This window comes from Kitasatospora sp. NPDC034533 (assembly GCF_055575155.1).
On sequence record NZ_JBVITE010000001.1, the window covers coordinates 21,052 to 38,050 of the forward strand.

Here is a 16,999-nt window from a genome sequence, read left to right on the forward strand (position 1 = left end):
ACCCCCGGCCGGAGGCTGGGGGAGAGCGAATCATCGGTCGGCGCGTACGGGCGAACGCCCCTGCCGGGCGTAGCGAGGTGGGCGCATGAGTTTTCCCGGTGCGGGCCTGGCCAAGGGGCTGGCCGTGACCCTGCGGACGATGACGAGGAAGAGCGTCACCGCGCAGTACCCCGACGTGCAGCCGGTGCTGCCGCCGCGTTCCCGCGGCGTCATCGCGCTGCTGGAGGAGAACTGCACGGTGTGCATGCTCTGCGCGCGCGAGTGCCCGGACTGGTGCATCTACATCGACTCCCACAAGGAGACGCTGCCGGCCGCCGAGCCGAACGCCCGGGCCCGCACCCGCAACGTGCTGGACCGGTTCGCCATCGACTTCTCGCTCTGCATGTACTGCGGGATCTGCATCGAGGTGTGCCCCTTCGACGCGCTGTTCTGGTCGCCGGAGTTCGAGTACGCGGAGACCGACATCCACGAGCTCACCCACGAGCGGGAGAAGCTCCGCGAGTGGATGTGGACCGTCCCCGCGCCCCCGGCGCTGGACCCGGCGGCCGAGGAGCCCAAGGAGATCGCCACCGCGCGCAAGGCGGCGGACAAGCTGGCGGCCGCGGCCGCCACCGAGAAGGAGGGCGACGACGCGTGAGTGGTGCCGCCACGCTTCTCGCGGCGACCGGGTCCCTGGACCCGGCCGCCCGTTCTTTCCTGTCCCCGACCGGGCAGGAGATCGTCTTCCTGCTGGTCGGCATAGCCGTGCTCGGTTCGGCGGTGGTCTCCGTGACCACCCGGCAGCTGGTGCACGCCGCGCTCTGGCTGGTGGTCGCGCTCGGCGGGCTGGCGGTGGAGTTCCTGCTGCTCACGGCCGAGTTCATCGCCTGGGTGCAGGTGCTGATCTACCTCGGCTCGGTGGTCGTCCTGGTGCTGTTCGGGTTGATGCTCACCAAGGCGCCGATCGGGCGCTCGCCGGACGCCGACTCCGGGAACCGCCCGGTCGCCCTGGTGGTGGCGCTGGCCTCGGCCGGGACGCTGGTCACTCTGGTGGTCGACGCCTTCCGGGCCTCCTGGATCGACCTCGGCCAGGGCGGCGGCTCGACGGCCGTCACCGGGGCCAGCCTGTTCCGGCACTGGGTGCTGCCCTTCGAGGCGCTGTCCGTGCTGCTGCTGGCGGCGCTGGTCGGCGCGATCGTGCTGTCCCGGGGGTCCGGGCGGTGGGTGCCGGCGCCCAGGGCGGGCAAGCTGCGCGCCGGGCGGCCGGTCGGCTCCAACGGGACGGTCGCAGCGTCCGCGCCGAAGCCGTCCGAGCGCGAGCCGTCCGCGCCGAAGCCGTCCACGGCCGAGTCGGTCACGGCCGAGTCGGGCACGCCGAAGCCGTCCGCGCCCGAGTCGGCTCCGCCGGCCGCCGAGCCCGTGACGGAGGAGAGCTGATGCACCTCGCCTACCCCGCGGTCCTCGCCGCGCTGCTGTTCAGCGTCGGCGTGTACGGCGTGCTCGCCCGGCGCAACGCCGTCCTGGTGCTGATGTCCGTCGAGCTGATGCTCAACGCCGTCAACCTCAACCTGGTCGCCTTCGACGCCTGGCTGCGCGACTCGCTGCACGCCGGGCAGGCGCTCACCCTGTTCACCATCACCGTCGCCGCCGCCGAGATCGGGCTGGGGCTCGCCATCGTCCTGCTGCTGTTCCGGGCCAGGGGCACCGCGGACATCGACCGGGCCACCGCGCTCGGGGACCCGGCCGAGGCGCTCGCCGTCGACGAGTCGCCGGCCGGGGCCGAGGCCCCGGCCGGAGCCGAGGCACGGAAGGGCCAGGCCACCGCATGAACCTCGCCCTGCCCGCACTCGTCCCGGCACTGCCCGCGCTCGGCGCCGCCGCGACCCTGGCCGTCGGCAAGAAGTCGCCCGGGCTCGCCCGGCCGCTGGCGATCGTCCCGGTCGCCGTCTCGGCGGTGCTCGCCCTGGTGGTCGCCCTCCAGCTCGGCACCGGCCAGACCCTGGACGCCGCCACCCGGCTCACCCCGACCGGCGGCCCGGACATCGCGCTCGCCCTCCACCTGGACGGCTTCAGCTCGCTGATCTCCGTACTGGTCGGGCTGGTCGCCACCTGCGTCCAGGTCTACTCGACCGCGTACCTCGCGAAGGACCCGCGCTACCCGTCGTACGCGGCGCTGGTCTCGCTGTTCACCGCGGCGATGTTCCTGGTGGTCTACTCGGGCGACCTGATCGTGCTGCTGGTCGGCTGGGAGGTCATGGGCCTGTGCTCGTACTTCCTGATCGGCCACCACTGGGAGACCGAGGACGCCCGCTCGGCCTCGCTCAAGGCGTTCCTGGTCACCAAGCTCGGTGACGTGCCGTTCCTGTTCGGGATCTTCCTGCTCGGCGCGGACGCCGGCAGCTTCCGCGTCCCGGACGTGCTGGCCGCCGCGACCGAGGGCCGGCTCGGCCACCCGACGCTGACCGCGCTGCTGCTGCTCGCCGGCGTGGCCGGCAAGAGCGCGCAGTTCCCGCTGCACACCTGGCTCCCGGACGCGATGGCCGGCCCGACGCCGGTCTCCGCGCTGATCCACGCCGCCACCATGGTCGCGGCCGGCATCTACCTGGTCGCCCGGCTGCTGCCGGTCTTCCTGCTGTCGGGCGCGGCGCTGGTCGTGCTCGCGGTGATGGCCGCCGTGACGATGATCGGCTCGGCGCTCTGCGCGCTCGCCCAGGACGACCTCAAGCGGGTGCTCGCCTACTCCACCGTCGGCCAGCTCGGCTACATGGCCGGCGCGCTGGCCAGCGGGGACCGCGAGGCGTCCGTCTTCCACCTGGTCAGCCACGGCGCGTTCAAGGCCCTGCTGTTCCTGGCCGCCGGTGTGGTGATCCACGCCGCGCACACCAACTCGATCTCCGCGATGTCCCGCATCCCGGGACTGCGCAAGCGGGTGCCGGACGCCTACTGGACGATGGGCATCGCGCTGGTCGCCCTGGTCGGGCTGCCGCCGTTCTCCGGCTTCTTCAGCAAGGAGGCGGTGCTGACCGCCGCCGAGCACGCCGCCAACGGCGAGGCGCTGACCAGCGGGCTCGGCCCGTCCTCGGCGGTGCCGCAGGCGGCCGGGTGGATCGTGCTGATCTCCGCCGGACTCACCGCGCTGCTCACCGCCGCGTACGCGACCCGACTGTTCCTGGTGGCGTTCCACAGCCCGGCCGGGGCCGCCGCGGTGGCACCCGTGGTGCTGCCCTCCCCGGACCGGTCCACGGTCGCGACCGACCACGAGGCCGGCGCGCCGTACTCGCCCGAGCTCGACGAGGCCGACCCGGCCACCGCCGAGCCGCCCGCGATGCGCTGGCCGCTCTGGGTGCTGGCCGTGCCGACCATGGGCTTCGGCGTCGTCGGCCTGCGCTCGGACTGGCTGCCCGCGCTGCTGGACGGCGGCACGCTGCGGCCCTCCGCCGTCACCGCCGTCACCGCGACCGGGCTCGCCGTCGTCGGCGTCATCGCCGCGTACGGCGCCTGGCGCGCGGCGACCGCCCGGCTGGACACGGGCCGTCCGGCCCCGGCCCTCCCGGGCCGAGTGCCCGGGCAGGGCGGAGCCCCGGTCGCCGAGGTGATCGTCGCCGACCCCGGGCGCACCCTGCTCGGCCCGCTGTTCGAGCCGGCCCGGCACGGCTTCGGCGTCGACCGGCTGTACCACGCGCTGTTCGTCCGCCCGGTCGGCGCCGCCGCCAGGCTGGTCCGCTTCCTCGACCGCGAGGTCGTCGAGACCTACGTGCGCGGCAGCAGTGTGGGAGCCAACCTGCTCGGCCGGGCCGTCCGGCTCGCGCAGACCGGCAACGCGCAGACGTACCTCAGCGCCCTGCTGGCCGGGGTCGTCCTGCTGGCCGTCCTGGTGGCGGTGTAACCGGTGCCGCTGTCCTCCACCTCCGCCCCCTCGACCGCTGCCGGGAGCCCCCGATGAACGCAGTCCTCATCGCCCTCCTGGCGCTGCCGCTGCTCGGTGCCGCACTCACCCTGGCGCCGGTGTTCGGACCGGACCGCGCCGTGGCCGACCGGCGGGCCCTGCGGCTGAACACCGTCGTCACCGGCGCGGTGTTCCTGCTCACCGTCGCCCTCGCGGCCGGCTTCGACCACGACGAACCCGCCCGGATGCAGGCCACCACCGACCTGTCCTGGATCCCGGCCCTGCACGTGCGCTTCCACCTCGGGGTGGACGGCGTCTCGCTGCCGCTGATCGTGCTGACCGCACTGCTCACCTTCCTCTGCGCGCTGTACTCGGAGAAGCGCCTGCCGGACGGGGGTGCCCGGGGCGGGGCCCCCGACGAGCACCGTCCGTCCGCGCAGGCGTTCGTCGGACTGTTCCTGCTGCTCGAAGTCGGCATGCTCGCCACCTTCGCGGTGCTGGACCTCCTGCTCTTCTTCCTGGCCTTCGAGATCGTGCTGATCCCGATGTACTTCCTGATCGCCCGCTGGGGGATCGGCGCCAAGGTGCCGGCCGCCAACCGGTTCATCCTCTACACGCTGCTCGGCTCGGCCGTGATGCTGCTCGGCTTCCTGCTGGTCGGCGGCAAGGCCGGTACCTTCGACATGCAGGCCCTGGCCACCGCGCACGGCAGCGGCCTCAGCCACACCACCCAGGTGACCGCCGCGCTGGCGATCCTGGTCGGCCTCGCGGTCAAGGCCCCCGCCTGGCCGCTGCACAGCTGGCTCCCCGACGCGCACACCGCCGCCCCGACGGTGGGCTCGGTGCTGCTCGCCGGCGTGCTGCTGAAGATGGGCACGTACGGCCTGGTCCGCGTCCTCCTCCCGGTCGTGCCGGACGGCGCCGCCACGCTGGCCCCCTACCTGGGTGCCTTCGCGGCCGTCGGCATCGTCTACGGCTCACTGGCCTGCCTGGCGCTCTCGCGCCCCGGCGCCAAGGGCGACCTCAAGCGCCTGATCGCCTACTCCTCCGTCGGCCACATGGGCTTCGTGCTGCTCGGCATCGCCTCCCTCACCCCGGTGGGCGTCAACGGCGCGCTGTTCGCCAACATCGCCCACGGTCTGATCACCGGTCTGCTGTTCTTCGTCGTCGGCGCGCTCAAGGACCGCTACGGCACGGCCGACCTCGACACCCTCTCCGGCACCACCGGCGCCGCCCTGTACGGCCGGGCCCCGCGGCTCGGCGTGCTGCTCGCCTTCGCCGCCGTCGCCAGCCTCGGCCTGCCCGGCCTGGCCGGCTTCTGGGGCGAGCTGCTCGCCATGTTCGGCGCGTTCGACCCGGCCGACGGCCTGTCGCGCCCCGCGTTCGTCACCTACATGGCCGTGGCCGGCCTCGGCACCCTCCTCACCGCCGCGTACCTCCTGATCGTGGTCAAGCGCGTCTGCATGGGCGACCCCGAGCAGCCCGCACCGGTGGCCGAGCTCGCCGACCTGCGCCCGTACGAGGCCGTCAGCTGGACGCCGCTGGCCGCGCTCACCCTGCTCGCCGGCCTCTGGCCCGCGCTGCTCCTCGGCCTCTCCGACCCCGCCGTCAAGCACCTCCTCGGGGGTGGCTGACCGTGCTCGCCGCCCAGACCGCCGCACTCGGACCTCACTCCACGGGGCAGCACACTGTGACCTCCCTCGCCGTAGCCAACCCGGGCAGCCTGATCCAGTCCGTGGACTGGGTGGCGCTCGCGCCCCCGCTGATCGCCGCCGTGACCGCCCTCGCGGTGCTGCTCACGGACCTGTTCCTGCCCGAGCGGCACAAGAAGTGGCTCGGCCGCCTCACCGCGGCCGGACTCGCCCTCGCCCTCATCGCACTCCTCCCCCTCACCGGTGGATCACCCCGAGCGACCTTCTGCGTGCAGAACGTAGCAGGGGGGTCTGACAACGGGGGCTGCTCGTACGTCGCCGACCACTTCGCCCTGGTGTTCCAGCTGCTCGCCCTCGGCGGCGCGCTGATCGCGGCGCTGCTGTCGGCGCACACCGTGGAGGTGGACGGGCTGCCGCGCGGCGAGTACTGGTTCCTGCTGCTCTCCAGCGCCACCGGCGCCGCGCTGCTGCCCGCCTCCCGCGACCTCGCCACCATGGTGATCGCCCTGGAGGTCGCCTCGCTGCCCGCCTTCGCCCTGGTCGCGCTGCGCCGGGACGGCCGGGGCGCGGAGGCCGCGTTCAAGTTCTTCGTCTCCTCGGTGACCGCGACGGCCGTGATGCTGCTCGGCGTCGGCTTCGTCTACGCGGCCAGCGGCAGCCTGCACCTCGGCGCCGTCGCCCAGGGCCTGGAGCAGGCCCCCGCGCAGCTCAAGGTGCTGGGCGAGGCCGGCGCGGTGCTGACCCTGGTCGGCTTCGCCTTCAAGGTCGCCGCCGTCCCGTTCCACTTCTGGGTGCCCGACACCTACACCGGCGCGCCGCTGCCGGTGGCCGGCTACCTCTCGGTCGTCGGGAAGGCGGCCGGCCTGTCCGGGCTCGCGCTCGCCACCACCGTCGCCTTCCGCCCGTACGCCGGCACCTGGGGGCCGGTGCTCGCCGTCCTGGCCGCCGTCACCATGACCGCCGGCAACGTCGGCGCGCTGCGGCAGCGCTTCGACACCCGGTACAGCGCGGTGCGGCTGCTCGCCTGGTCCTCGGTCGGCCAGGCCGGGTACCTGCTGGTGCCGCTCGCGGCGGCCGGCTACGGGCCGTCCGGGGCTGACCCGCTCGGCGCCACCGCCGCGTACGCGCTGATCTACGGGGTGGTGAACCTCGGCGCCTTCGGGGCGGTCGCCGCCGTCGGCCGCCGGGCCGGGACCAGCGTGGACGACTTCCGCGGCCTGTTCGCCCGGGACCGCTGGACGGCGCTGGCGCTCGCCTTCTTCCTGCTCTGCCTGGCCGGACTGCCGCCGGGCGTGGTCGGCCTGTTCGGCAAGGTCGTGGTGTTCCGCGCGGCGGTCGACGCCGGGCTGGGCTGGCTGGCCGTGCTGATGGCCGTCAACGTGGTCGTCGCCCTGTACTACTACCTGCTGTGGGCGGCCCGGCTGTTCACCCCGGTGGCGGAGGACGCGCCCGCCGGAGGGGCCGTCGCCGGCCGCCGACTGCCGCTGAGCCTCAGCGCGACGCTCGGGCTCACCGCCTCGGCGGCGGTGGTCCTGTCGGTGGCGCCGCAGCTGGTCCTCCAGGTCGCCGGCGGCTCGCTGTTCTGAGCCGGTCCGGCCCGGTTCCGGGTCGGTCCCCGGCCGCTTCCGGAGCGGTGCCGTCACCGCTTCCGGGTCGCGCCGGAGCGCGGCCCGGCGGTGGCGAGCGGGCGCCGAGCGGGCGCCGGGACGGCATCGGGACGGCATCGGGAGGGCGCCGAGGCGGTGTCGCGTCGGTCACCGTGTCGGGTCACAAGGGAACAAGGCCCTCGGCCCCACCCGTTGACCGGGCAAGAGGGACGAGGCAGAAAGGGCTTCCCCACCGCACCATTGGAGGGCCTGACGTGCACAGCCGGCACAACGGACTGAGGACCGCGGTCCTGCTCGGAGGCCTCTCGGCGCTGATCCTGGTGATCGGCAGCCTCTTCGGACGCACCGGCTTCCTGATCGCCCTGCTGGTCGCCCTCGGCACCAACGCCTACGCCTACTGGAACAGCGACAAGCTCGCGCTGCGGGCGATGCGGGCCCGGCCGGTCAGCGAGTTCGAGGCCCCCGGGCTGTACCGGATCGTCCGCGAGCTCTCCACCTCGGCCCGCCAGCCGATGCCCCGCCTCTACATCTCCCCGACCCCCGCCCCGAACGCCTTCGCCACCGGCCGCAACCCGCGCAACGCCGCCGTCTGCTGCACCGAGGGCATCCTGCGGATCCTGGACGAGCGCGAGCTGCGGGGCGTGCTCGGGCACGAGCTGAGCCACGTCTACAACCGGGACATCCTGATCTCCTCGGTGGCCGGGGCGCTCGCCTCGGTGGTGATGTTCCTGGTGAACTTCGCCTGGCTGGTGCCGTTCGGGCGCAGCGAGGACGACGACGGCCCGGGGCTGTTCGGGATGCTCGCCATCATGATCCTCGGTCCGCTCGCTGCCGGGCTGATCCAGATGGCGGTCAGCCGCTCCCGCGAGTACCAGGCCGACGCCGACGGCGCCCGGATCACCGGGGACCCGCTCGCCCTCGCGAGCGCCCTGCGCAAGCTCGACGCCGGCACCCGCCGGCTGCCCCTCCCGCCGGAGCCGCAGCTCCAGACGGCCAGCCACATGATGATCGCCAGCCCCTTCCGCCCCGGCGAGGCCGGCGCCCGGCTCTTCTCCACCCACCCGCCGATGGCCGAGCGCATCGCCCGCCTGGAGCGGATGGCGGGCTACGGGCGGTAGCGCACCCCGCGCCACCGACGGGGCCCCCGGCGGCCCGTCGGCAGGTGCCCCGGCAGGGCCGCCGGGAGGGCGCCGTACGCCCCCGAACCCTTGCGCCGACCGGGTTCGCGGCGGCGCCCTGCTCGTTAGGATGAGTCCGCGTCCGGCGGTCCGGGCGCGGCATCCGGAGGGAGTGGGCCGTCATGGCAGACGAGAGGCACGTCCCGGCGGCCGGGGACGCGCCGGCCCGACGACGCGGCCAGGGTGAGCTGGAGGCGCAGGTGCTCGCGGTGCTCCAGCGGGCGCCCGGTCCGGTCGCCGCCGGATGGGTCCAGGAGCGCCTGGAGGGCGGCCTGGCCTACACCACGGTGATGACCATCCTGTCCCGGCTGCACGCCAAGAACGCCGTCACCCGGAGCCGCTCCGGCCGCTCGTACCTGTGGCAGGCGTCCTCGGACGCCGCCGGGCTGGCCGCCCTGCGGATGCGCCGGATGCTCGACGGGGAGGCGGACCGGGACGCCGTCCTGGCCAGTTTCGTCAGCGCGCTGCTGCCGCACGACGAGGAACTGCTCCGGGCGCTGCTGGACGCCGCGTCCGCCGATCCGGCAGCGCCCGACCGTGAGAGCTGACCCGTGGGCTTCGTCGTCTTCCTCCCGCTCGTCCTGCCGCTCACCGCGGTCCCGATCGCGCGCCTGACCGAGCAGCACCTGCATCCGCGCGGCGCGACCCGGCTGATGACCGTGATCAGCGCGGTGATGGCGGTGTGCAGCGTGCTCTGCCTGGCGCTGATCGGCGTGGTGGGCACCGCGCAGATCCCCGGCAACCCGCTGCCGGACAGCTGGTCCGACCCGGAGGTGCGGGCCGCGCTGCCGTACCACGAGACGGTCGGCACGGCCGCGATGTGGCTGCTGGCCCTGGTGAGCTTCACCTCCACCCGGACGATCGTCCGGCACCTGCGGGTGCGGGCACGCGCCCGCCGGGCCCTGGCCGGGCTGCCCGCCGGGCCGGACGGGTCCAGCGACCTCGCGGTGCTGCCGGACCGGAGCCCGTACGCCTACGCGCTGCCCGGTTCGCCCGGTCGGGTGGTGGTCTCCACCGGGATGCTGGCCGGCCTGGCCGCCGACGAGCGCGAGGCGCTGCTCGCGCACGAACGGGCGCACCTGCGCCACCGGCACCACCGGTACCTGCTCGCCACCCAGCTGGCCGCCTGCGTCAATCCGTTCCTGCGGCCGTTGCAGTCCGCGGTGGCGTACAGCGCGGAGCGGTGGGCGGACGAGGACTCGGCCCAGGCCGTGGGGGACCGCCGGATCACCGCCCGGGCGGTGGCCCGGGCGGCCCTGGTCTCGCACGCCGTCCCGACGCCGGGTTTCGCGGCCTTCGCCACCCCGGCCGCCGCGGCCGGTCCGGTGCCGCGCCGGGTCGCCGCACTGCTCGGCCCGGTGCCGACCTCCCGCAACTGGCCGCCGGCCAAGACCCCGGCGGGCCTGGCGGCGATGGTCGCGGCGATCGGCACGGCGGCGTCGGCGCTGTGCGCGCTCAACGCCGTCGTGGCCCTGCTGGTGGTGCTGAAGGCCGTCACGCCGCTCTGACACGCCCTAGTGGCGGCTCAGCTCGTCGACGGCGGCCTCGGCCGCCGCCAGCGATGCGGCGGCGAGCGGCTGGAGGCCGTTCAGCGCCGGGATGTCCGCGGCCCGGGTGAGTTCGGCGGTGACGACGTGCAGCCGGTGTGCGGACACCCCGATCCTCTCGAAGTACGCCCGCAGGTACGGGGCCTGGAAGTCGCAGTGCTCGCGCGGCGTGCCCGGCCCGTAGCCGCCGCCGCGGACCGCGACGACCACCACCCGGGTGTCGCGCAGCAGCGGCTCGCCGCTGTCCGGGTCCTGGTAGACGCCGGGGAAGGAGACCCGGTCGATCCACGCCTTGAGGCCGGTCGAGACGGTGAGGTTGTACATCGGGCTGCCGATCAGCAGGGTGCCGGTGGTCCGCAGCTCCTCGATCAGCGGGCGGCTGAGCGCCCATTCGCGCGCCTCGTCCGGCTCCTCGGCGAGGCGGCCGATGTCGTCCAGCGGGAGCACCCCCTTGCGCTCGGCGCGGCGGCCGAGGGCGTCGAAGGCGGCGCGCACCGGCGGAAGCGGGTCGGCGGCGAGGTCGTGGTGCCGGTACCGGGCGGCGGCGCCGTGCCGGGCGCGCCAGGCCGCGGCGAACCGCGCGGTCAGGGCACGGCTGACCGAGCCGGACGGGCTGATGCTGGAGTCCAGGTGGAGCAGCGTGGCGGGGGTCATGGTGGTCTCCTGGTCACCTCGGAGGAGGACGGATCGTCATAGCGGTGACGAGGCGGGCCGGGGAGAGGTGACCGATGGACCGGAACGGGATGCCGGAGGCGGTGGCCGGGCGGGCGGCGGCAGGGTCGGTGGCGGCAGGGGAGACGGCCGGGTCGGTGGTAGCAGGGGAAGCGGCGGTGGAGCGGTTGGCGGCCGGGCGGGCGGTGGCAGGGTCGGTGGCGGCAGGGGAGACGGCCGGGTCGGTGGTAGCAGGGGAAGCGGCGGTGGAGCGGTTGGCGGCCGGGGAGGCGGTGGCAGGGTCGGTGGCAGCAGAGGAGGTGGCGGCTCGCTTCGAGGCGGAGCGCGGACGGCTGCGGGCGATCGCCCAGCGGATGCTCGGCTCGACCGGCGAGGCCGAGGACGCCGTGCAGGAGGCCTGGCTGCGGCTGGTCCGCACCGACGAGGCGGAGATCGACAACCTGCCCGGCTGGCTGACCACGGTGGTCTCCCGGATCTGCCTGGACCTGCTGCGGGCCCGCGCCGCGCGCCGCGAGGAGCCGACCGGCGAGGCGCTGCCGGACCCGACGGGCGGCGGCCCGGAGCCGGAGCGGGAGGCGCTGCTGGTCGAGTCGGTGGGCCGGGCGCTGCTCGTGGTCTTGGACCGGCTGGGCCCGGCCGAGCGGGTCGCCTTCGTGCTGCACGACGGCTTCGCGGTGCCCTTCGACCGCATCGCGCCGATCGTCGGGCGGACCCCGGCCGCCGCCAAGAAGCTGGCCAGCCGGGCCCGGCAGCGGGTCCGGGGGACGGCCGCGCTGCCGCCGGAGCCGCTGGCCGGGCACCGGCGGGTGGTGGAGGCGTTCCTGGCCGCCGCCCGGGGCGGGGACCTGTCCGCCCTGCTGGCCGTCCTGGCCCCGGACGCGGTGCGCCGCGCCGATCCGGCGGCGCTGCTGCCGGGCCGCGCCCCGGTGGCCCGGGGCGCGGAGGCGATCGCCCAGGAGACCACGGTCTTCGGCCGCCGGGCCCGTTACGGCGCGGTGGCGCTGGTGGACGGGATGCCCGGCATCCTGGTCGCCCCGGACGGGCGGCTGCGGCTGGTGCTGCGGATGGCGGTCGCGGACGGCCGGGTGGCCGGGTTCGAGGTGATCGCCGACCAGGCCCGGCTCGCCGCGCTGGAACTGGCCGTCCTGCCCGGGTGAGCCGGGCCGGCGGCCCGAGGGCTCCGGTGGACGTCAGTCGGCGATCCGGACCAGCATCTTGCCGGTGTTGGCGCCGCGCAGCATGCCGAGGAAGGCGTCCACCACCCGGTCGAAGCCGTCCACGACCGTCTCGTCCGGGACGACGGCGCCCGAGCGCAGGTGCGGGACGAGGAAGTCGTACAGCTCCGGCCGGGCGTCCAGGTGGTCACGGACCAGGAAGCCCTCCAGCCGCAGGCTCTTGCCGACCACGTCGAACAGGTTGCGCGGGGCGGCCGGCGGGTTCCCGAGCCGGTTGTACTGGGCGACGGCGCCGCACCAGGCGATCCGGCCGCGGTCGCGCAGGGCGCCGATGGCGGCCTCCAGGTGGTCGCCGCCGACGTTGTCCAGGTAGACGTGCAGCCCGTCGGGGGCGGCCTCGCGCAGCCGCTCGGCGATCGGGCCGTCGTGGTAGCCGAAGGCGGCGTCGAAGCCGAGCCGCTCGGTGAGGCGGGCGGCCTTGGCGGCGGAGCCGGTGCTGCCGACGATCCGTCCGGCGCCGAGCAGCCGGGCGAGCTGGCCGGCGGCGGTACCGACCCCGCCGGCCGCCGCCGAGACGAAGAGCGTCTCGCCGGGCTGGAGCCGGGCGATCCTGGTCAGCGCGACCCAGGCGGACAGCCCGGTGCCGCCGAGCACCGACAGGTGGGCGCTGAGCGGAACGCCGTCGAAGGCGGGCAGCGGGCTCGCCCGCTCGGTGGTGACCACCGAGTGGGTGCGCCAGGCCTGACGGTGCTGGACCAGCGCCCCGACCGGCAGGGCGTCGGCCCGGGACTCCACCACCCGGCCGAGGGCGCGGCCCTCCAGCGGTGCGTGCAGCGCCCAGCCGCCCTCCTCCATCTCCTCGCGCATGTACGGATCGACGGACTGGTAGAGGTTCTCGACGAGGGCCTCGCCCGCCGCGAGTGCCGGGACGGCCTCCTCGACGAAGGCGAAGTTCCCGGGGGTCGGCATGCCGTCGGGGCGGGAGACCAGGTGGACGGCGCGGACGGTGGGACGGGACATCGGGGCTGCTCCGGGGGCTGCTACGGCGACGGGACGTGATCACCGTAGGAAGCGGGGGAGCGGCCGGGCAGGGGTACCGGCCGATGGAACGGCGGCATCCATGAGCGGGATCGATGGATCGCGGATCCGAGGCGGGGGCGTGGGGCGGAGAAGAGGTGCGTCCGAGGTGGGGCGGCGCGGGCCGAGGCGGGTGGCGCGGCGCCCGGGGGGCTAGATTCGGGCCCATGACCGATCTCGCCCCGCACGAGCTGCGCGCCCTGGTCGCCGTCGAGGAGGAACGGAGCTTCACGGCGGCCGCCGTGCGCCTGGGCACCACCCAGTCCGCCGTCTCGCACGCCGTGCGCGCCTGTGAGCGGAAGCTCGGCACGGTGCTCTTCGACCGCGGGCGCCACGGCGCACGCCCCACCGAGGGCGGCGCTCGGGCGGTGGCGTACGCCCGCCGGATCCTGCGGCTGCTGGATGCGATCGGCCCCGAAGTGCGCGGCGCCGGAGCGGACGGGCCGCTGACCGGCACGGTGCGGATCGCCGCCTTCCGGAGCGCCGCGGCCCATCTGCTGCCACCCGTCCTGGCCCGGCTGGCCGAGCGCCACCCCGGGCTCGGCACCCGGGTCCGGATCGTCCGGGAGATCGGCCGGGGCAGCGCCGGGGAGGTCGCCGACGGGCGCGCCGACCTCGGGCTGGCCACGCTCGACGCCGGCGGGCCGCCGCCCGTCCCGGGCCTGGTCGCGGTGCGCCTGTACGAGGAGTCGTACGCGCTCGCGCACCCGCACGGCCACCCGGCGCCGCGCGAACTCCCGCTGGTCGACTGGGACGAGAACTGCGGCTCGTACACCCGGGACTGGTGGCAGCGGCAGGAGTGGATCCCGCCCGCGACCGTGGACGTGGAGGACGACACGGTGGCGCTCTCGCTGGTCGCCCAGGGCCTCGGCATGGCGATCATGCCCCGGACCGCCCTGCTCGGCGCCCCGGCCGGACTCGCCGTCACCGACCTCGGGCCGCGGCCGCCCAGCCGCTCCGTCGGGTACGTCACCACGCCCGAGCTGGCCGGGACGGCGGCCGTCCGGGCGGTGATCCGGGAGCTGCGCGAGCTGCCGCTGCCGGCCGGGCTGTCGGCGGCTCGTCCGGCGGTCGCTCAGGCCTCCGCTCGGCCCTCCGCTCAGCCCACCGCTTGGTCCTCGGCTCGGTCCTCTCAGCCCTCCCTCCAGCCCTCCGCTCAGGCACGGGCCTCCGCTCGGGCGTGACCCTCCGTTCCGGTGCGGTCCGATCAGGCAGGGCTCTCCACGGCCTCCCGGAGCCTGCGGAACTCCGCGGCCAGCCCGTCCACGGTGTAGTGGGCGTTGAGGCCGCTGGGGTTCGGCAGCACCCACACCTCGGTGTCGCCGATGCCCTTCGGCTGGCGCCCGAGCGCGGCCCGGTGCTGCCCGAAGGCCGTCCGGTAGGCGCCGATGCCGAGCACGGCCAGGGCGCGCGGACGCAGCCGCAGCACCCGTTCGCGCAGCGCGGCGCCGCCCTCGCGCAGCTCCTCGGCGGTCAGCTCGTCCGCCTTGGCGGTGGTGCGCGGGGCGACGTTGGTGATGCCCAGGCCGAGTGCGAGCAGTTCCCGCTGCTCGTCCGGACGGTACTGGCGCGGGGTGAAGCCGGAGCGGTGCAGGGCTGGCCAGAAGCGGTTGCCGGGGCGGGCGAAGTGGTGCCCGGTGGCGCCGGACCACAGGCCCGGGTTGATGCCGCAGAACAGCACCCGCAGCCCGGGCCCGGAGACGTCCGGGATGGTGGTGTCCTTGGCGGCCAGCAGTTGCTCGGGGGTGGGCTTCATCGGTGCGCGCGGATTCACCCGGCCAAGTCTGCCGTGCCCTCCGCCGGGGCCGGTGCCGGGGCCGGTGCCGCGCTCCTGGCGGCCGCCCGGCGGTCGCGCAGCCGGCGCAGGCCGAACACCACCACGGCCGCGTAGGCCCAGCCGACGAAGACGTCGATGATGAAGTGCTCCGCGCCGTAGACCAGGGTGAACGTCATCGCGAGCGGGTACGCGACCAGCACCGCCCGCAGCCAGGGCTTGGCGGTGGGCCAGAAGAAGAACAGCAGCATCGCCGGGTAGGCGGAGTGCAGCGAGGGCATCGCGGCGACGTCGTTGGCGAACTGGCTGCCGTTCTCCAGCAGCGAGCCGGCCTGCGGCAGCCCGCTCACCGAGATCACCTCCCAGACCACCCGGGACAGGTGCGGCAGGTTGCCCTCCTGGGCGACCAGCCACGGCGGGTCGGCCGGGTAGAGGAGATAGGTGGCGAAGCCCGCGAAGGTCAGCGTCAGGTAGGCGGCGAGCAGTTGCCGGAACCGGTGGTGGGCGCGCCGCCAGAGCACCGCGAGCAGCAGGAAGACGACGAAGAAGTGCGAGAGGTAGACGGCCACCCCGGCGTAGTCGTACCAGTGCGGCGAACCGGGGGTGTAGAGGGCGTGCTGGAGCCGGACGGTCCAGGTCTCGCCGAAGCCGAGCACCTCGTCGAAGCGCAGCTGCGGCAGCCAGTGCGGGGCCCACGGGGTGTGGGCGCCGTAGCCGCGCAGCAGCGAGTACGTCCACACCACGGCCATCACCGGGACCCAGTCGCGCAGGACCAGGAGGAAGCCGCGGGGGCCGTGCCCGCTGTGCACGGCGGCGGTCAGCAGGGCGGCGATCAGCCAGAGGAACAGGACGTCGTTGGCGGCGGGGATGCCCTCGGTCCGCAGGAACCAGAGGAAGAACGTCAGGTAGATCGGCCAGGCCAGCAGCCGGAGTCTCGACCAGCCCGTCACGCGTGGGCGGGGCGGAGGCACCGGGCGCGGCTGCCCGGCCCGCACGTCGTGCGGGGCCGGGGGAAGGGTCTTGGTCATGCGCACCGAACCTACCAACCCAAACTTGGAGGACTCTGGGTGAAATATGACTGGATCGTAAGAGTGTCCGGCCGGTCGACACTCGATTCGAAGGCCGGTCCGGCGGGCCGGGCGGGGTCAGGACACGATGGCCAACTCGTGCGGGGTGTTGTTGAAGCGGCGCCCGCCGGCCGGGGTGACGGTGACGATGTCCTCGATCCGCACGCCGAACCGGCCGGGCAGGTAGATCCCGGGCTCGATCGAGAAGCACATCCCGGGCACCAGCGGCCGCTCCTCGCCCTCGACCAGGTACGGCGGCTCGTGCGTGGTGGTGCCGATGCCGTGGCCGGTGCGGTGGATGAAGTACTCGCCGTACCCGCCCTCGGTGATCACCCGGCGGGCGATCCGGTCGATCTCCTGGCAGCCGATCCCGGGGCGGACGGCCTCGAAGGCGGTCTGCTGGGCGCGCCGGACCAGCTCGTGGACGGTCCGCACCTCCTCCGGGACGTCCGGGCCGACGTGCACCGTGCGGGTGGTGTCGGAGCCGTAGCCGTCCTTGAGGCCGCCGAAGTCCAGCACCACGGTGTCACCCGTACGGATGACCCGGTCACCGGCCTCGTGGTGCGGATCGGCCCCGTTCGGGCCGGAGCCGACGACGGTGAAGTCGACCTGGCTGTGCCCGTACCGGATGAGCAGTGCGGCGAGGTCGGCGGCCACGTCGGTCTCCCGGCGGCCGGCGAAGGGGACTTCCAGGATGCCCCGGTAGGCGGCGTCCGCCGCGCCGCCGGCCGCGGCCAGGAGCTCCAGTTCCTCGGTGTCCTTGACGGCGCGGAGCATCGGCAGGGTCTCGGTGAGCGAGGTGAACGAGGCGCCGGGCAGTGCGGCCTGGAGGCCGAGCAGGTGCAGCGCCCAGGTGTTGTCGGAGACGCCGTACCGTCCGGTCGGGTCGAGCAGCGGGCCGGCGGTGGCGAACGGGTCCTCGCCGTCGGACCAGTCGAGCAGCCGGACGGCCGGGGCGCCGACCGCCTTCTCGGCGTCCGGGCGCTCCAACTTGGGGACGACCAGGGTGGGTTCGCGCCCGGTGGCGAGGACGAGGGCGGTCAGCCGCTCGGTGATCGCGGTGGGGGTGTAGCCGCACAGGTAGGCCAGGTCGGGGCCGGGGGCGACGACCAGGCCGGCCAGTCCGGCGGCGGTCGCCTCGGCGGTGGCACGGGCCATCCGGGCGCGGTGGTCCTCGACGGTGAACGGGCTGGGCACGGCGGTTCCTCCTCGGGGCCGGGTGGGGCGGTTGGTGCTTCGGCGCGTCAACTCCATCATGTGCTGGCCGAGTTGGCGAAGCCCGTGGGGAGGCGGCAGGGTGGCCCGGCCGACGGGCGCGGTCGGCCGGGCGGGTCCGGGGAGCGGTCCGGGGAGCGGTCCGGGGAGCGGTCCGGGTAGGGGGCGGC

The 16,999-nt window shown here is 74.9% G+C and carries 16 protein-coding genes; 11 read left to right on the top strand and 5 right to left on the bottom strand.

Going from position 1 to position 16,999, the window contains the following annotated elements:
• The first annotated feature begins 85 nt into the window (after positions 1-85).
• The 9 genes from ACZ55U_RS00105 to ACZ55U_RS00145 all read left to right on the top strand — a co-directional run bounded on the left by ACZ55U_RS00105 (position 86) and on the right by ACZ55U_RS00145 (position 9,810).
• A complete protein-coding gene (locus ACZ55U_RS00105) occupies positions 86-637 on the top strand; it encodes a NuoI/complex I 23 kDa subunit family protein (protein ID WP_465520767.1) in 552 nt (183 codons plus the stop codon).
• Positions 634-1,416, top strand: coding sequence for an NADH-quinone oxidoreductase subunit J family protein (locus ACZ55U_RS00110; protein WP_465520769.1), 783 nt, complete (start codon positions 634-636; stop codon positions 1,414-1,416). Before ACZ55U_RS00105 ends, ACZ55U_RS00110 begins: the two co-directional genes overlap by 4 nt.
• Positions 1,416-1,808, top strand: a complete 393-nt coding sequence (nuoK, locus tag ACZ55U_RS00115) for an NADH-quinone oxidoreductase subunit NuoK (RefSeq protein WP_465520771.1) — start codon at positions 1,416-1,418, stop codon at positions 1,806-1,808. Before ACZ55U_RS00110 ends, nuoK begins: the two co-directional genes overlap by 1 nt.
• Positions 1,805-3,865, top strand: a complete 2,061-nt coding sequence (locus tag ACZ55U_RS00120; protein WP_465520773.1) for an NADH-quinone oxidoreductase subunit 5 family protein — start codon at positions 1,805-1,807, stop codon at positions 3,863-3,865. The genes nuoK and ACZ55U_RS00120 overlap by 4 nt, the downstream gene beginning before the upstream one ends.
• 53 nt (positions 3,866-3,918) lie before the next feature.
• Complete coding sequence (locus tag ACZ55U_RS00125; protein ID WP_465520775.1) at positions 3,919-5,499, top strand: complex I subunit 4 family protein; 1,581 nt, start codon at positions 3,919-3,921, stop codon at positions 5,497-5,499.
• 56 nt (positions 5,500-5,555) lie between these two features.
• Complete coding sequence (locus ACZ55U_RS00130; RefSeq protein ID WP_465520777.1) at positions 5,556-7,103, top strand: NADH-quinone oxidoreductase subunit N; 1,548 nt, start codon at positions 5,556-5,558, stop codon at positions 7,101-7,103.
• A 275-nt stretch (positions 7,104-7,378) separates the two neighbouring features.
• A complete protein-coding gene (gene htpX / locus ACZ55U_RS00135; RefSeq protein ID WP_465520779.1) occupies positions 7,379-8,242 on the top strand; it encodes a zinc metalloprotease HtpX in 864 nt (287 codons plus the stop codon).
• A 182-nt stretch (positions 8,243-8,424) separates the two neighbouring features.
• Positions 8,425-8,850 carry a BlaI/MecI/CopY family transcriptional regulator gene (locus ACZ55U_RS00140; RefSeq protein WP_465520781.1) on the top strand — a complete coding sequence of 142 codons (426 nt, stop codon included), beginning with the start codon at positions 8,425-8,427 and terminating at the stop codon, positions 8,848-8,850.
• A 3-nt stretch (positions 8,851-8,853) separates the two neighbouring features.
• Entirely contained in the window at positions 8,854-9,810 is a 957-nt protein-coding gene (locus ACZ55U_RS00145; RefSeq protein ID WP_465520783.1) for a M48 family metalloprotease, read from the top strand.
• 6 nt (positions 9,811-9,816) lie between these two features.
• Here ACZ55U_RS00145 and ACZ55U_RS00150 read toward each other — a convergent pair whose 3' ends face one another.
• The gene (locus tag ACZ55U_RS00150) at positions 9,817-10,503 is read right to left on the bottom strand and encodes an NAD(P)H-dependent oxidoreductase (RefSeq protein WP_465520785.1); all 687 of its coding nucleotides are present in this window, start codon (positions 10,501-10,503) and stop codon (positions 9,817-9,819) included.
• A 302-nt stretch (positions 10,504-10,805) separates the two neighbouring features.
• On the opposite strand from ACZ55U_RS00150, the gene ACZ55U_RS00155 reads away from it, so the two are divergent.
• Complete coding sequence (locus ACZ55U_RS00155; protein WP_465521243.1) at positions 10,806-11,678, top strand: sigma-70 family RNA polymerase sigma factor; 873 nt, start codon at positions 10,806-10,808, stop codon at positions 11,676-11,678.
• A 33-nt stretch (positions 11,679-11,711) separates the two neighbouring features.
• Here ACZ55U_RS00155 and ACZ55U_RS00160 read toward each other — a convergent pair whose 3' ends face one another.
• Positions 11,712-12,716 (bottom strand): NADP-dependent oxidoreductase, encoded by a 1,005-nt coding sequence (locus tag ACZ55U_RS00160; protein WP_465520787.1) that lies wholly within the window; start codon positions 12,714-12,716, stop codon positions 11,712-11,714.
• A gap of 224 nt (positions 12,717-12,940) precedes the next feature.
• Here ACZ55U_RS00160 and ACZ55U_RS00165 point away from each other — a divergent pair, with 224 nt between their 5' ends.
• On the top strand, positions 12,941-13,957 hold the full coding sequence (locus tag ACZ55U_RS00165) for a LysR family transcriptional regulator (RefSeq protein ID WP_465520789.1): 1,017 nt from the start codon (positions 12,941-12,943) through the stop codon (positions 13,955-13,957).
• Positions 13,958-13,980: 23 nt separating this feature from the next.
• Here ACZ55U_RS00165 and mug read toward each other — a convergent pair whose 3' ends face one another.
• The 3 genes from mug to ACZ55U_RS00180 all read right to left on the bottom strand — a co-directional run bounded on the left by mug (position 13,981) and on the right by ACZ55U_RS00180 (position 16,772).
• A complete protein-coding gene (gene mug / locus ACZ55U_RS00170) occupies positions 13,981-14,529 on the bottom strand; it encodes a G/U mismatch-specific DNA glycosylase (RefSeq protein ID WP_465521245.1) in 549 nt (182 codons plus the stop codon).
• A 14-nt stretch (positions 14,530-14,543) separates the two neighbouring features.
• Positions 14,544-15,575 carry a phosphatase PAP2 family protein gene (locus tag ACZ55U_RS00175; protein WP_465520791.1) on the bottom strand — a complete coding sequence of 344 codons (1,032 nt, stop codon included), beginning with the start codon at positions 15,573-15,575 and terminating at the stop codon, positions 14,544-14,546.
• A 117-nt stretch (positions 15,576-15,692) separates the two neighbouring features.
• Entirely contained in the window at positions 15,693-16,772 is a 1,080-nt protein-coding gene (locus tag ACZ55U_RS00180) for an aminopeptidase P family protein (protein ID WP_465521247.1), read from the bottom strand.
• Positions 16,773-16,999: the final 227 nt, after the last annotated feature.